Annotated in this window: 14 protein-coding genes; all 14 read left to right on the forward strand. The window is 65.8% G+C overall.

Annotation, left to right across the window (positions count from 1 at the left end; genetic code table 11):
- Positions 1-574 precede the first annotated feature (574 nt).
- The 14 genes from ACODSO_RS21855 (at position 575) to ACODSO_RS21920 (ending at position 15425) form a co-directional block, all read left to right on the forward strand.
- On the forward strand, positions 575-1837 hold the full coding sequence (locus ACODSO_RS21855; RefSeq protein WP_489038766.1) for a hypothetical protein: 1263 nt from the start codon (positions 575-577) through the stop codon (positions 1835-1837).
- 62 nt (positions 1838-1899) lie between these two features.
- Positions 1900-2739 carry a DUF8176 domain-containing protein gene (locus ACODSO_RS21860; protein WP_489038767.1) on the forward strand — a complete coding sequence of 280 codons (840 nt, stop codon included), beginning with the start codon at positions 1900-1902 and terminating at the stop codon, positions 2737-2739.
- Positions 2739-4502 (forward strand): cutinase family protein, encoded by a 1764-nt coding sequence (locus ACODSO_RS21865; RefSeq protein ID WP_489038768.1) that lies wholly within the window; start codon positions 2739-2741, stop codon positions 4500-4502. Before ACODSO_RS21860 ends, ACODSO_RS21865 begins: the two co-directional genes overlap by 1 nt.
- Positions 4503-4542: 40 nt before the next feature.
- A complete protein-coding gene (locus tag ACODSO_RS21870) occupies positions 4543-5667 on the forward strand; it encodes a MinD/ParA family ATP-binding protein (protein ID WP_489038769.1) in 1125 nt (374 codons plus the stop codon).
- Positions 5664-6305, forward strand: coding sequence for a hypothetical protein (locus ACODSO_RS21875; protein WP_489038770.1), 642 nt, complete (start codon positions 5664-5666; stop codon positions 6303-6305). The genes ACODSO_RS21870 and ACODSO_RS21875 overlap by 4 nt, the downstream gene beginning before the upstream one ends.
- A 13-nt stretch (positions 6306-6318) precedes the next feature.
- Positions 6319-6612 (forward strand): hypothetical protein, encoded by a 294-nt coding sequence (locus ACODSO_RS21880; RefSeq protein WP_489038771.1) that lies wholly within the window; start codon positions 6319-6321, stop codon positions 6610-6612.
- Positions 6609-6881, forward strand: coding sequence for a hypothetical protein (locus ACODSO_RS21885; protein WP_489038772.1), 273 nt, complete (start codon positions 6609-6611; stop codon positions 6879-6881). Before ACODSO_RS21880 ends, ACODSO_RS21885 begins: the two co-directional genes overlap by 4 nt.
- 25 nt (positions 6882-6906) lie before the next feature.
- Positions 6907-7536, forward strand: coding sequence for a DUF8175 domain-containg protein (locus ACODSO_RS21890; RefSeq protein WP_489038773.1), 630 nt, complete (start codon positions 6907-6909; stop codon positions 7534-7536).
- Entirely contained in the window at positions 7533-8411 is an 879-nt protein-coding gene (locus ACODSO_RS21895) for a DUF8175 domain-containg protein (protein ID WP_489038774.1), read from the forward strand. Before ACODSO_RS21890 ends, ACODSO_RS21895 begins: the two co-directional genes overlap by 4 nt.
- A complete protein-coding gene (locus ACODSO_RS21900; protein WP_489038775.1) occupies positions 8405-10225 on the forward strand; it encodes a hypothetical protein in 1821 nt (606 codons plus the stop codon). The genes ACODSO_RS21895 and ACODSO_RS21900 overlap by 7 nt, the downstream gene beginning before the upstream one ends.
- Entirely contained in the window at positions 10222-11739 is a 1518-nt protein-coding gene (locus ACODSO_RS21905; protein ID WP_489038776.1) for an SCO6880 family protein, read from the forward strand. The genes ACODSO_RS21900 and ACODSO_RS21905 overlap by 4 nt, the downstream gene beginning before the upstream one ends.
- 1 nt (position 11740) lies before the next feature.
- Complete coding sequence (locus ACODSO_RS21910; protein ID WP_489038777.1) at positions 11741-13516, forward strand: hypothetical protein; 1776 nt, start codon at positions 11741-11743, stop codon at positions 13514-13516.
- Between the two features lies 1 nt (position 13517).
- On the forward strand, positions 13518-13787 hold the full coding sequence (locus tag ACODSO_RS21915; protein ID WP_489038778.1) for a transposase: 270 nt from the start codon (positions 13518-13520) through the stop codon (positions 13785-13787).
- A gap of 6 nt (positions 13788-13793) precedes the next feature.
- Positions 13794-15425 carry a VldE C-terminal domain-containing protein gene (locus ACODSO_RS21920; protein WP_489038779.1) on the forward strand — a complete coding sequence of 544 codons (1632 nt, stop codon included), beginning with the start codon at positions 13794-13796 and terminating at the stop codon, positions 15423-15425.
- The last annotated feature ends 36 nt before the right edge of the window (positions 15426-15461 follow it).

Raw genomic sequence — 15461 nt, forward strand, 5'->3', positions numbered from 1 at the left:
TCGCTCGGCGATTGCCCCTTAGCGCCGGATTTCGTCAATCTGCTCCCCGACCCCCGTTCAGCCACGCGGCCTGACCCCCACAGTCTCAACTGCGGACCGTCCCCCGGCCGCAGTTGCGAGTTGGACAATTCCGTCATCTCCGCCCCCGGTGGACGGGCATCGTCCAACTCATCCGGTGGACCGGTGGAGGTCGTATGGCGACGTTTACATCATGGGCATCGCCATTCGGCCCGCCGGGACATCAACCTGCCAGTATCAAACCCGTTCTGACAGAAAGGATCACGCTCGATGCCTCCCTGGATCTTGCTACAGCCCTAGCTGTGGTTCGGCAGCTCCTCCGTATGACGGAGCTTCCCCGGGTGGTGGTGCGGACGATTCTCCGAAACCGCAACTTTCGGCAATCGTCTGCACCACTGAGTGGAAGAGACAGCAGGTCTAGGCAGCACTGTTCCACTGCCATTGTTGCGCAACAACATTGGTTGACAACCAATCGAAACGCCGCCTTCGGCGATGTGGATCTCCCACCCGCGCGCTACCTCATTTCCCGAGTTGTCCATGAAAGAAAGGTGACCCGATGTTCAGATCGACCAGTAGCGAGGGGCGGCACCGCCGTAAGCCGCTGCACCTTGCAACGGCGTGCGCTGTTCCCATCGCGCTGTGCCTGATGTGTGCTGGTGTAGCCCAAGCAGCCCCAGGCCAACCCGGTGTCGCAGTCCCCCCGAGTCAGCAACCTGGTGTAACCCAGCCAGCTCCGGCTCCCGCGGCTCCTGCCCCCGCCGCCGAGGACACCTACCTCCCCGGTTACACACCGCTCTACGACTACTCCGGCGAAACCCGCACGGTCGATGACTACAACGCCGGCCGCCAGCAGTCCTACTACACGGCCCCGGTGATCTACCAGAGCCAACCGGCACCCAGCCAGGCAGAGGGCCCCTCTGATGAAGCCGAGACCATCGCCCCTGCCCCGCAGCCCGAACCAGCACCTGTCCCGACGGTCAAGCGAACCAAGATCGTGCCGATCGAGACGCCGGAGAACACAGTTTTGGTGGGGGCGAACCCTGTTCCCTTCGACCCCGCGCTTGTCGATCCGACGTTCGCTCGTCAGCTCTCCAACACGTTCCAAGCGATCCAGGCGGACGGTGGAAACCTTCTTGTCGACAACGGTCTAGCGGATGCCCCGCGCGCGGACCGCATCGCCGCCGGCACCGCAGCCGGGGCGATAACAGGCGGCCTGACTGGTCTCGGAGTGGGTCTCCTCCCGACAGCTGCGCTCACTGCGGGCGGTGCGGCTATCGGTGCGGGACTCGGTGTCGCAGCGACGCCGCTACTGACTCCGGCCGTCGTCGCGGTTGGGCCCGGTCTCTTCGTCTTCGTGCCCGGAGCGGCAGCATTGGCGGGAGCCGGTGCTGGAGCGATTGCTTCAGCACCGATCGTCGCCACGACGACTGCAATCGGAGCTGTCACCGGCGGCTTGCTCGGAGGCGCAGCTGCTGGCGGTGAAGCAACGATCATCGAGGAGCCCGCACCTGCGATCGAAGCGCCGCCCGAAGGTCCGTCGGCCAATCAGCTCCCGGTGATTCCGGCACCGCTGACCATCGAACCGGCTCCGGATCTGCTCGCTCAGGCGAACACCGCTGTTCAGGATGCTGCACCGGTGATCCAGCACGCCGCCAGTGACGCGAGCGCCTGGGTCGAACCAGCCGCGACGGCGGTACAGGGCTTCACCTCGACGGTGCTCGAGCAGCCTGCGGTCGCGGACGCAGTAGCCGCTGCGGGACCGGCCCTCGAACAGGCCAACGCAGCCTGGCAGACCCTGACCAACAGCCTGCCCGTCTAAAGGAGTCGGGCGTGTTCGGTGCACCAACAATCCGTCGAGCAGAAGGAGAGTGAGCAGCAGCTATGCCATCGCTGTCTGATCGCAGTCCCAGTACATCACGTCCAGGAAGCAAGCCCTGGGAGCGCGCCGTACTGACCGACACGCCGAACACGCCCAACCCTCCGTCACAAGAAACCTCGGTCGCCTCGGCGCACCCCGTTCCGCGACCGACGCCGCCGACACGGGAGGCTGCGGTCGCCGGGCTCGCACCCCGGCCGAAAGCACGTCCGGTTCCCAAACCCATCCCACAGAAGCTGCGTGGCCGCCGCTCCCGCGTCCTCACCATCGGCGTGGCCCTTGCAGCTACCGGCCTCGTCGGTGGTGCGGGCATCGGCGCAGCAGTGTGGGCGGTGAGCCCCGGCGAGCCTGATGACAGCTCCTTCGCCGACGCAATGGCCCCCATGCTGACCACACCAGCCGACGCCTCGACTGCACCGATCACGACGTCGACGTCGACGCCTGCGCCGGTGCCCGCTGCACCTGCCTGCGTCGAATCGACCAGCAACGGTGTCGTAACCGGCTCCGGCCCAGGCAGTTACAAATCCGGCCCCGATGCCATCCTTGGATTCGACCACGCCTACTACGTGGAACGAAGCGGCGCGGCAGCTCGCGCATTCACCACACCCGACGCTGCAGTCGGAGCCGCCGACGTCCTTCAGCGCGACGGCATCGACACCTTTCCCTCCGACACGACGCACTGCCTCCGCATCACCCCGCGAGGCCCCGACGAGTACACCGTCGAACTCACACACGCTGTCCCGCAGGCACAGCCGCTGACGTGGACCCAGATCGTACGAACGCGAACAGACGGTGATCGCACTCTCATCACCTCGATCGTCGACATCACCGAAACGGAGAACTGATGAACGCCAGGCGATTCACCTACACAGCGGTCGCGATGCTGGGATCGGTCGCGATCACCGTCAGCACCGCAGGCATCGCAGCTGCGCAACCGACCACCACCAGCCCATCGGAGACCTCGACGAGCTCGACGGAAGCTACGGGTGATGACCGATGCGCTCTGCTGCATGTCGTCATCACGCAGGGCACCACCGAGTCGACCGAAGGATCGATGCCGAAACAGGATTCGGGAACCCTGGCGGCGGCCATTCTGCCGGTCCTGGCCGAGTTCGGCGGAACGACGTCGGACAAATTCGATCGCACCTACGTTCCGTATCCGGCCGACTTCGGCTTCACGGGCGTGCCCTACAAAGATTCGGCCGCGCGCGGGGTGCAGAACGCCTCGAAGATCGTCGAGGACGAAGCTGCACGCTGCCCCGACACCAAATTCGGCTTCCTCGGTTACTCCCAGGGGGCCGAAGTGGCCTCGGAGTTGCTGCGCCTGATCGGCGCAGGCCAAGGCCCGATCCCACCAGCACGAGTGGCCATGGGCATGCTCTACTCCGATCCCACCCGCCAACAGGGTGCCGGCCTCTTCCCCGGCGCACCCTCGCAGGTGACACCCGCACCTGCACCCGGCACCCGCGGCGCCGAGGTCGCCAAGATCGAAGCACTCCCCACCCCACCGTCCGACGGCGGCGGAATCGCACCGCTGACCGCGCAAACTCCGACCTCGTTCGGATCGCTGACCGGACGCGTCGCCTCCGCGTGCGCGGGCGGCGACATCGCCTGCGACACCCCGGCCGACGCGCCGCTCGCGCGGTTGGTGACCAATGTCAGTGGACAGCTGAACCTCAACGCCCAAGACCCGGTCGGGGTGCTGTGGTCGGCAGCTCAGGTCATGGGCACCACCGCACTGAAGATGGGCGTCGACGTCGTCAACGAGGACATCACCACCAGCGACGGAACCACCCGCGGCCTGGACTACCGCCCCGGCGACTCCTTGAGCAACCGTGCCGCCGACGCATCCAACCCCACCCACGAGGTCGACGCATTCGCCGCGATCGACAAGGTCCTCGGAATCGGCATCAACACCGCAGTGACCTTCGTGAAGAAAGTCCTGACCATGGACACCATCGCGCAACTGGCCACGGTCGGCTTGACCAACCCGGCAGCAGGACTGGCACTGCTCGGCGCCAAGGCCGCCGACGCTGCACTGCAACTGATCCCGGCGAACCTCACCGACAAGACCACCACTGCCGTCTCGAAGATCGTGCAGAACGAAATGGCCGACAACAAAGGCCTGATCAAGATGGCCACCGACGTCAAGTACTGGTCGGTGCGGGCCAATCACGAGTCCTACCAGCGCGACACAGTCACCCCCTCCGGCGGCACCTGGTTGAGCTTCGCAAGCGACTGGATCACTGCGCTGGTGAAGGATCTGTCCTCCGGATCGGCAGCACCGGCCGCGAACACGGAGGCCTTCACGCGCACCGTCCCGGTCGATGGTCAGGGCTCCTACCAAGGCCTGCCCGGACTGCAGTTCCAGATCGGAGCCGATGCATCCGCGCACGCCACCACCGAGTTCGATCCATGGTCGAGCAATACGCAATCGCTCACCACACCCACCTACACCGCGCAAGAGCCCAACAATTTCTCCACCGTGACCAGCGCTGCAACACCGACCACGTCGACCTCCGGTGACTCCTTCCCGATGCAGCCGCCGACGGTCGGGTCCCCGACAGGCGAATCCGACGACTCCGCGTGGCTGACCCCCTCCAACTGATGCCGCACGCACTGACAACGAACAGAGTGGAGACCAAGCGATGAGCACAGACTGGAGAGAGGGCCTGATGGCCGCCGGTCCAGCGAGCCCGTCCGTGGACGAAACCGAACCAGCGCACCAACAGGTCGCGTACGGACCGATCGATCTCGACCGCGGCACCGCATCGGTGATCGCGCTGGGCCGCACCGCACGCACAGAGACGTTGCGCGCGGCCGCTCCGCCAGCGCTCGTGGTCGAACAAGCTCCTGCTGTACCGCGATCAGGGTGGCGACGTGCCTTGTACGTGGCATCGCTGCGCACGATCAACGCTGGTGACTCGCGCACAGAGCTGCGCAGGCGTGCCGCCGACGCCGAAATCGGTTCACCGGTTCGCAACGATCACAAGATCACCGTGGCCGGATTGAAGGGCGGGGTCGGCAAGTCGACGGTATCGGTGGTGCTCGGCCACGCCTTCGCGTCGGTACGCACCGACCGGGTGCTGGCCATCGATGCGAACCCCGACGCCGGTGTCCTCGCCGAACGCATCGTGCAGGTCGCCGCGCGGACCGACATTCCACCGACCATCTACGACCTGCTCGCAGCGCAGCGCCACGACCGGTACGCCGATGTCCGCGAACACACCCTCGAGGCCGAGACCGGACTGCAGGTACTGGCCTCACACGACGACCCGGAACGGTCGGAAGCATTGAGCGAGAACGACTACCGGCGGGTCATCGAGATCCTCCAAGACCACTTTCAGGTGCTGATCTCCGACTGCGGAACAGGAATCACCCACCCGGCCATGTCCGGGGTACTCGATCTCACCGAGTCACTGATCGCGCCGACAAAGCTCGACGTATCGGCGGTGACCCGAACGAACGCGTTGCTCGATTGGTTGGACGCCCACCATTACTCGCATCTGGTCGAGCGTTGCGTGATCGTCGTCTCGCGCATGTCGAGCAGCAACCGAACACCGTTGACCGAGACACAGCTGCAGGACTACTTCTCCGGACGTGTCCGGGCCGTGGTGAGCATTCCCTTCGACCCGCACCTGGACGAAGGAGCCGAGATCTACTGGGATCGGCTGCTCCCAGCCACCCAGGCGGCGTACCGCTCGCTCGCACAGTTGGTCGCCGGCGACTTCGCCGAGGCCTGGAACACCCCAGTCGACCAGGCGACGCGATGAACGCAACCGCCTGGGCAGCCTACGACGAGTCTAGTGACAGCAACCGAGAGAACAGCCTGATCACACCACCACCCGCAGCGCGCTGCATCGACGTGTGGCCCGAACCGGTCATCACTGCGCACGACCGCGCAGTGCCCTCCTGGTGGCTGGTCAGCGCGCACGGCGGCGCCGGGGTCTCGATGCTGACCGCATCATGGTCGATCGCCGGAGATTCGTTGGGAGCGTTCCCCGCCGGATTCGACGAGGAATCACCGTTCGTGGTGATCGTCGCACGCGAATCAGCATGGGGCATCGCACGTGCCCACGACCTACTCACCCAGCACCTGTCCGGACACGGCGGAGACACGACCCTGATCGGGCTGGTGACGGTCGCGGCCGCACCGGGCCGACTACAGACCGCACTACGGCAACGCCTCGAAGTCGTCGCCGGTCTCGTCGACGACCGCCACTGGCGTATCCCGTGGATCGACGCATGGATCGAACTGACTCCAGACGAACTCCCGTTCTGGACACCAGGAGACCCCGTCGCCACCGGACGCAAACGAGAACCACCTCACCGCGCGGTACCTCGCGAAGTAGCCGACGTCGCCGAATCCATCCGCACCACCATCGTCTCGATCCTTCACACCACCTCTTAGGGGCTGAACTCTCATGCTGCTCAATACAATCGACGCAGTCCACACCACGATCCTCGCCATCCCGCAACCTGATGCGGTGGTGCCCCCTGGCGGCGATCGAATATGGCGAATGGTCGGCGTCGCGCTGTGGGTTCTGACCGTCATAGCTGTCCTCGGAGTCATCTGCGGTGGTGGCGTGATGTGGTTCGACCATGCGCTCGGCCAAGGTGCGATGGCCGGAAAGGGAATCAAAATCGTCCTCGGGGCGCTCATCGGCGCATTGATCATGTCCCTCGCCGCGTCGTGGGTCACCTGGGTGATGACGTGACATCGACGCCGCTGCACGCCCAACCCGCACCACCCTCCCAGCCGCTCCCACCCGAGGTCACCGCACCCCTCGACCAGCTTCTCGGCTTCGGAATGTGGATCGTCGGAGCGGTACTGGTGACGTCACTGATCGTCGCCGGCGGAATGATGTGGTGGCATTTCGCCACCTCCACACCATTCTCGCGGACCGCCCGCAAAGCCATGTGGATCTGCGGAGCCGCGATCACCGCAAGCTCGGCCGCAGCCATCACCAACTTCATTTCCTCGTAACGCTATTCGAAGCAGGAGCCATCACATGAAACGTCACCTCATCGCCGCCGTCGCCGCAGCAGCGGTCGTGGCCCTGGCCGGTTGCGGATCCTCGGATGACCCGTCCGACACCTCCGGCCCCTCGACTTCATCGGTCGCGGACACCTCTGCAGCACCGACGGATGTGCAGTGGGCGACGTGGCAGGGCGCATCGCTCCCAACCTCGGATACCGATGGCCCGCACACAGTCTCCGGAGACGTCGCCTCCGGATACTCACCGACCCCGCAAGGTGCAGTCCTCGCTGCGGTGCAAGGCATCACCAGACTTCGCCTGGCACCGGACAATTCCTGGCCCGACGTCGTCAACGCGGTCGCAGCACCGGGCGTCGGCCGCGACACCTACGCGATCAACCGCGCACAGGTCTCGATCACCTCAGCCGCACCCGCTGGATCGGAGAACCCGGTCAGCGCCTTCGAAGTCTCGGACTACACCGACAACCGCGCCGTGGTCCGGCTCCTCGTCGACAAAGCGGACGGCACCGCAGTCGCCACCACCCACACCCTGGTGTGGTCCGGTGACGACTGGAAGCTTCTGTTGCCCGCCGCCGACGACGTCACCGCACCCGAGATCGTCACCGACAAGGCCGGTTTCACCGACCTCGCGGCGGCATCATGAGCAGCCCCGAGCCCGCCGACAAGCCCGTCAAGCAGCGCAGCGGGGCGGTGACCGCAGCGGCTATCTTCATCGTCGCGATCATCGTGGTCTGCATCGTCGTGGCCATCGTCATCAGGGTCAGCGGCGGATCCTCCGACCAGGCATCGGACCCGTCCCCGGCGCTCACCGTGACGGCACTACCGTCCACCGGTCCCCGCGCGGTACCGAACACCGACGGCGCGATGGCGGGACTGTCGACGCCGACCGTCGACCGCCTCGGACGGCGTGTGGACATCCCCAAGTGGCCCGGTGGATGGGCGTTGCCGCAGTCGCCGGTCGAGTACGGGCCGTACAACCCGGCAGTGCCGGTACCGGCCCCAGCCGGGGTCAGCTGGCAGAAAGTGGGCGACGGAGCGATCGTCCCGTTCTCCACCTCAGATGGGCCGAGCGCGGTCAACGGGCTCACCGCGACCGGCTTCGCACACACCCCGCAAGGTGCTGCGATCGCAGCAGTGCAGATCGCGCTGCGTCTTGGATCGGCGAACAACGAGACCGCGCGCGGGATCTACGACAACCAAACCGTCATGACAGCGAGCCAGCGCAGCGAGCTGTACGCACAGCTCGACGCCGAGGGCCCGTACCACCGGGGGGCGAGCGATGCAGCGCTGACTTACCAGACCAAGTCCGACGGCTTCCGCATTCTGGACTACGCCGACGATCTCGCAGTCCTCGAAACCGCGAGCCCTGCGGAAAAGGCATCCGATGGCACCAGTCAGTGGCTGACGACTCGGTTGATCGCAACGTGGGTCGACGGCGACTGGAAGCTGACCTTCCCCGAACAGCTCGGAGATCCCACCGGAACCGCAACCTCGCTGAGCGGGTGGACCACATGGTGACCCGCCAATCGTTCGCCCGTCGAGCCAGCCGGGTGCTGCACGCGCTGCTCGCGGCTGCGTTCGTGTTGATCACCGTCGGCGGCGCCGTGGGCGCACTCGCTCCCTCCGCGTCGGCACAGGACACCACGAGTGCTGTTCCGGCTGCACCGGAGGGCTACGAACTCGTCGGTGAAGATGATCTGAAGGCCCAGAACCTCCCGGCAGGAGCGATCACACTCGGCGGTCTCGCCGGCGCGACGCCCAAGCCGCTGCCTCCCGGCTACACGATGGTCCAGCGTGAACTGACCTGCATCACGATCCCCCTCGGCGGCGGGCAATCGACGAAATCGTGCCCGACGGTGACCTACGCCGTCCCCGAAGGCGGACCGACCGAAGCACCGCAAGCCCCGGCGCTACCGGAAATCGGCAGCGGCGCACCAGGAGAGGGAACATTCGGGTTCGACCAGCAATGTGAGTCGATGACTCAGGACACCGGCTCGTGGACGAGCATCTCCGGTGCCCTACGCAAGATCTTCGCCAACCCGGGTGAGCAGGTCTGCAAACTCGCCAACGTCGTCTCGCACCCCGGAGATGCCCTGCAGAAGATGTGGGACTCCGCCTTCGGCAAGAACGTCAAGTCACTCATCTCCGGTGTCGCCGACGGTTGGGGAACGATGATCAACTGGTGGTTCACCACTCCGTCACCGGCACTCTCGGACGCGAACTACCTGACGGTGTTGCAGAGCTACATGCTTCCCATTCAGGGTGTCGTGCTGGTCATTTCGATTCTCGTCGCGTGCGTTCGTGTCGCTCTCGCGCAATCGGGCAACGAAAGTGCAGCGGCGATGGATCTCGCGCGGACGTTCGTCCGGACGATCACCTCGGTCTCGTTGTTCGGTGTGGCGATCGGGCTGGCCATCCAGGTCTCGGACGGACTGAGCTTGTGGCTGCTCACCGAATCCGGTGGAAACGATCTCGGCACCAAGGTGCAGGCGATGATGATCGACGACAACTCGACCTGGGGCCCCGGCTGGGTGCTGTTGATCGCCCTGTTCGGGATGCTCGGCGCTCTCGTCCAGACAGTCCTGTTGGTCGTGCGGATGGCGTTCTTGATGGTCATCGTCGGCACGCTCCCGGTGGCCGCAGCAGCATCGGGCACCGAGATGGGCTCGCAGTCCTACGAGAAGATGCGCAACTGGGCGATCGCGTTCATCCTGTTCAAACCGGCCTCGGCGGCGATCATGGCCACCGCGTTCTGGGCTGCCGATCCAAGCTCCGATGTCACCAAGCTTCAAGGCCTGATCCTGCTGACCGTTGCCGCAGTGGCACTTCCGGCTCTGTTGCGGGTTCTCAACGTCTCTAGTGCATCATCCGGGAGCCCTATGGCGTTGGCGGGCATGGCCGCCGGTGGTATGGCACTGGGTGCGGCAGCGATGAGCGGCGGCACCAGCGCTGTCGCGATGGGCGCCGCTCGCGCCGCCAAGGCCGCCGGTGGAGTGGTCAGCCGCAGCCAGGGCGGCTACGGCGGCACAGCACCCGGCACCGGTGGCGGTGGCGGCGGCGGTGGTGGCGGCGGTGGGGGTGGTGGTCGTGGAGGCGGGGGTGGTGGGGGCGGAGGTGCACGAAGCCGCTCGTCCAGCGCCGGTACCGGCCCCGCGCGGGGCAGCTTCGGCGGGGGCCGCGGCGGCGGTCGACGGGTTCCCTCGCTCTCTGGAGGCGTGCAGTCGGCCCGCGCAGGGATTTCCCGTGGCAGTCAGTCACTCGACGCGATGGCCAACGACATCGCCGGTGACGTTCCCGGACGGCCCTTCGCAACGAACGAGGTGATGAAGTGAGTACGACTTCGGCCTCGATGCGTCAACGCCAGACGTACATGATCGGCCCGGTACCGAAAGAATCGTTCTTCTTCGGGCTGAACATCCTCGCCAGCATCTACTGCTTCGTCTGCGCCATCATCGGCGTCGCCGCAGTCTCGTTGGCCAGCAACAAGCTCTACGCACTGATCTTCATCGGCGTCATGGCCGTCACCGCCCTTCCGCTGATCGTGCGCTTCCAACGCAAAACCGTCTACCAGTGGGTCTCACTGTTCGCGCAGTGGCTGATCCACGTGTCGAAAGGTGAGAACTTGTACCTCTCCGGCCGTTTCTCGCGCGTTCCCGGCGGAACCAACCGCCTACCCGGCGTCCTCTACGAGAGTGTGTTGCACGACGGCTGGGTTCAGCACCAGGCACGTCAGAAATTCGGTGTCGTCGAGATGCCCAAGACGCATCAGTTCACCATCGTCATCGAATGCTGGCCGCAGGGAAACGAAGCCATCGACCAGGACGCGGTCGATCACTCGGTGTTCTCCTGGGGCGCGGCGGTCAACTTCATCTCCCAGACCGGCGACGTCGACGGTGTCACCGTCGTCATCGAGAACGGCCCCGAATCGGGCAATCGTCTGCGCCGCGAGGTCCGGTCGATGGCACACGGTGACGGCTTCTACGGCGGGGAGCTGCCCGCGCGGATGATGATGGAATCCGCGGAGTACCTCGCCACCGGGACACCACGATTGTGGGCACGGGTAGCGATCACCTACCGCGCCGCCACCGCCAACCGCCGTAAAGATCCCGGCGAGCAGATCAAAGAGCTCGCTCGGCGCATCGGTGGCGTGCTGACCGTGCTCAACGAAGCACAACTGAACCCCCGCCTGCTGGCCTCGGAGGAAATCGTCTCCTTCGTCAAACATGCCTACACCCCGGCCGCGTTGAACGACCTCGAACTCTCGGAGATGAAGGGCGGTCACGACCTGGGCTGGGAAGATGCCGGTCCGCAGGCACAGAAGGCCAACATCGCGAACCTCTTCCACGACGGCTGCTACTCCACGACGTGGGAAATGGCCGAACGACCCAAGAACGCGTTCACCGAGACCGTGCTGCGACCGCTGCTCGACTACAACCCGGACGTGCTGCGTAAACGGGTTGCGATCTGCTTCCGTCCGCATTCACCGGCCGACGCAGCAACGATCATCGGCCGCGATCTCAAGCACGCCACCAGCGGCATGAACCGTCTGGGCAAGAACGGCCCCAGTTTCGAAGCACAACAACGCCTCAGGAGCGTCGAGGACCAGCTCGAAGAACAAGGCCACGGTCACGGCCTGACGATGATCGGACTGCTGGTCACCGTGACGACACCTGACGGCGAGGACCGTCCGAAAGCCGATTCGGTCACCAAGGATCTCGGCACCAGGTCCTCACTTCGGTTGCAGCGCTTGTGGTTCACCCAGGACACCGCGTTCGCCGCCAGCCTCGGCGTCGGCGTCCTCATGCCCTCGCACACCAAGGACGTCGCCAAGAAGTTGGGGGCGTGAGATGAGCATCAAACGTCCCTGGCGTCGCGCCGCGCACGCCACCTCGCACCGGGGCGTGAGCCGCACAGCGGCACAGCGCCACCGCCAGGAACTGTGCGAGAGCATCGATTCGGCTCCCGTAGCGCTGCTCGACGACGACGAACGCCGCGAACTCGAACAGGCCGCGGAATCGAAGAACGTCGCCGTGTCGTGGCGTGCCCGCCTGCACCTGGGGCGCGACGCCGCAGCCCGCTCCAAGACCGTCGGCCACACCAAGGACACCGAAACCCTGCGCGGCAACCACCAGGGCCTGTCCGGAAAGGGCGGCGGCAAAGCCGGACCGGTGCTGCCGCTGACCGAATTCCGGGCCACCACGATCCAAGCCGCCGGACTGTGGCCGTTCCCGGTCGGCGCGGGCGCACCGATCGTCGGCGTACCGCTGGGCGTGCACCTCTACACCGGGGCACCGGTGTGCTTCGACCCGCTCTCGTGGATGACGCGCGCACGCTTCCTGCAGCAACCGTCGATGATGTTGCTCGGACTGCCGGGCTTCGGCAAGTCCACTCTTGCACGCAAGATCATCCTCGGCCTGATCTACGCCGGGGTCTCGACTCTGATCATGGGCGACATGCGTCCGGACTACCGCAAACTCGTCGAAGCTCTCGGTGATCGCGGACAGATCATCGACCTCGGGCTCGGACGCGGCCAGATCAACCCGCTCGACATGGGACCACTCGCACAGATTCTGCCCATCCTCGACGCCGCAGGCACCGCGCTCGCGGACAAGACCGCGGCACTGGTCCGCAAACGCATCGCCGGCGACCGCGTGCGCCGCGTCAAGACGCTGTTGCAGGTCACCCGCGGTACAGATCCGATCGAGGACTTCGAGATCTCCGCGCTCGGAGCCGGAATCCGCGTCCTCGAGGACCGCTTCACCGGCGACGAACAGCCTCTGCTGTCCGACCTCGCCCAGGTACTCGACGACGGCCCGCTGCCCGTACGGCGCGCGTTCCAATCCGACTCCGACATCGAGTACCGCCAGGACTCGAAGAAGCTGCGGCGCACCTTGCACGCGCTGATCGACGGGGAGTTCGGTGAGGTGTTCTGCGGACAGACCACCGTGCCGATCGACATCAACGCCGCCGCCGTGTGCGTGGACGTCTCCGGCATCGGGACCGCCGACAAGACCCTCAAGGGCGCAGTCCTGCTGGCGTGCTGGGAGCACGGCTTCGCCGCGACCGACGCCGCCCACTACCTCGCGGACGCCGAATGCGGGCCGCGCCGAAACTTCCTGGTCGTGCTCGACGAGATGTGGCAGGTGCTGCGAGCCGGGGTCGGCATGGTCGACCGCGTCGACGAACTGACCCGTCTGAACCGCGCCTGGGGCACCGCACTGCTCATGTGCACCCACACCGTCAGTGACCTCGAGTCGTTGCCCAACCCGGAGGACGTCGCGACCGCCAAGGGTCTCGTCGAGCGCGCTGGCGTGCTGGTGGTGGGCGCGTTGCCGCGTAAGGAGATGACACGGCTGTCGGACATCAAGCCGTTCACCGACACCGAGATCGCGGACATCACCTCCTGGTCCTCGCCCAAAGCATTGACCGGTGAGGCAGGCGCTCTCAGCGCCCCGCCCGGACAGGGCAAATTCATCGTCAAACTCGGTGAGCAAGGCGCACCGGGCATTCCGTTCCGCACCGTGCTCATGCCCTCGGAGATCGAATCCGGCGTGCACGACACCAACCACCGATTCACCTTCGTAGGTGACGACGAACTCGACGACTACGACGAGGTCGCGTGAGATGGCCAAACGGAACTACACGCCCGAGTTTCGAGGCAAGTGCCTCGCACTGGTCGGTGACCAGATGAAAACCGCGTCCTCTCGCGAAGAGGCGATCGTCACTGTCGCTGCGGCACTGTGCATTCCGGTGACCACCCTGCGCAACTGGGTCAGATCCGAGCGCGGCGCGGCGCGCACGGATCAATTCTCGGCGGACACCGAAATCGCCCTCCGCGAACTCCAGGACCAAGTACGCATTCTGCAACGCGCTCTCGGCAGCGAAAGGATCTGAGCGAAGGTGAAAAGCACCGCGAGCAAGGGCGCGTTCGTCGCTCTCGCGCTGTTCCTGGCCATGATCCTGGCTCTGGTGCTGCTCATCTTCGGTGACGACGACGACACCGCGGTCGGGGCCTGCCTGCCCGGCGGCGCGCCGACCGCCTCGTTCCCTGCTGGAACCAAGGTCAAGCCGATGAAGGCCGGAACGTATCAACTCACCTCCGGTTTCGGTCCACGGTGGGGCACCATGCACAAAGGTCAGGACTTCGGATCCACTGCGGGAGAACCGATCTACGCCACCGCCGACGGGGTGGTGTCCAAAGCCGGGGAGGCCTCCGGGTTCGGCCAATGGATCGTCATCGACCACAACATCGACGGCCAGATCATCTCCAGCGTCTACGGACACATGTTTCCCGAGGATCTGATGGTCACCCCCGGCCAGCACGTGCGCGCTGGACAGGAGATCGCGAAAGTCGGCTACAACGGCGAAGTATCGCCGTCCGGTCCGGGCGGGGCGCATCTGCACTTCGAGATCTGGCAGGGCGGACACGACAGCGGAGAAGCTGTCGACCCGGCCGGGTGGATAGCCGACGCCGCCGAACCCGACGCACCCCTGTCCTCGTCGTCGGCTGAGACGCCGTCCACTCCCGCCCCCGCGGCTCCCGCGCCGGGTGGGGATCTGCCTCCGCTTCCCGAATCGGTCGGTTCGGAGGAACACTGGCAGGTCGACACGGTGCGAGTGGCGCGCGCCGTGGCACAGCAGTTCCCGGAGATCAAGACGATCGGCGGGTGGCGTCCCTACGACACCTATGACGATCACCCGAGCGGCCGCGCTGCGGACATCATGATCCCCGGCTACGACACCGGTGCCGGAAAAGAACTCGGTGACCGCATCGTCGAGTACCTGATGGCCAACAAGGTGCAACTGCACATCGAGTACATCATCTGGCGACAGACCTACATCCCCGCCGAAGGATCCTCGAACCAGATGGAGGATCGAGGATCGCCTACCCAGAATCACTTCGACCACGTCCACGTCACCACCATCGGCGGCGGCATGCCCGACACCCTGACCAGCTACGGCCCCACTCCTGGAGCCGCTGGCAATCCCGGTGCCGTACCGACGCCGTGCGGGCCGAACCCGGCCGCAACGGGCGGTGAGGCCGATCTGGCACCAGGCACGGTGCCAGCGGAGTTCGAGCCGTGGGTGATCCAGGCCGGCAACACCTGCCCGCAGATCAAGCCGCCGCTGATCGCCGGTCAACTCCGGCAGGAATCGGGCTTTAACGCCCGCGCAGTGAGCCCGTCCGGAGCCGAAGGTGCGGCGCAGTTCATGCCCGGCACCTGGCCCGGGTACGGCCGCGACGACGACGGCAACGGTTCGGTCTCCCCGTACGACATCGGGGACGCGGTGATGGCACAGGGCCGGTACATGTGCGAGATCGCAGGCCAAGTCGACGCCGGGATCTCGAGCGGCTCTATCTCCGCACCGAACGGCCCCGTCGAGCTGTACCTCGCGGCCTACAACGCCGGTTTCGGCGCCGTGCAGTCCTCGGGCGGCTTCCCTACCGGCTCACCGGACTACGTCAACCAGACCCGCCCTTACGCCGACCTGATCCAGCAGTACGCCGCCGACTACGCCTCGATCGCATAAAAGCCACCCGACCGCACCGATTCACCGACACACAAG

This window comes from Rhodococcus sp. FG69 (genome assembly GCF_057808915.1).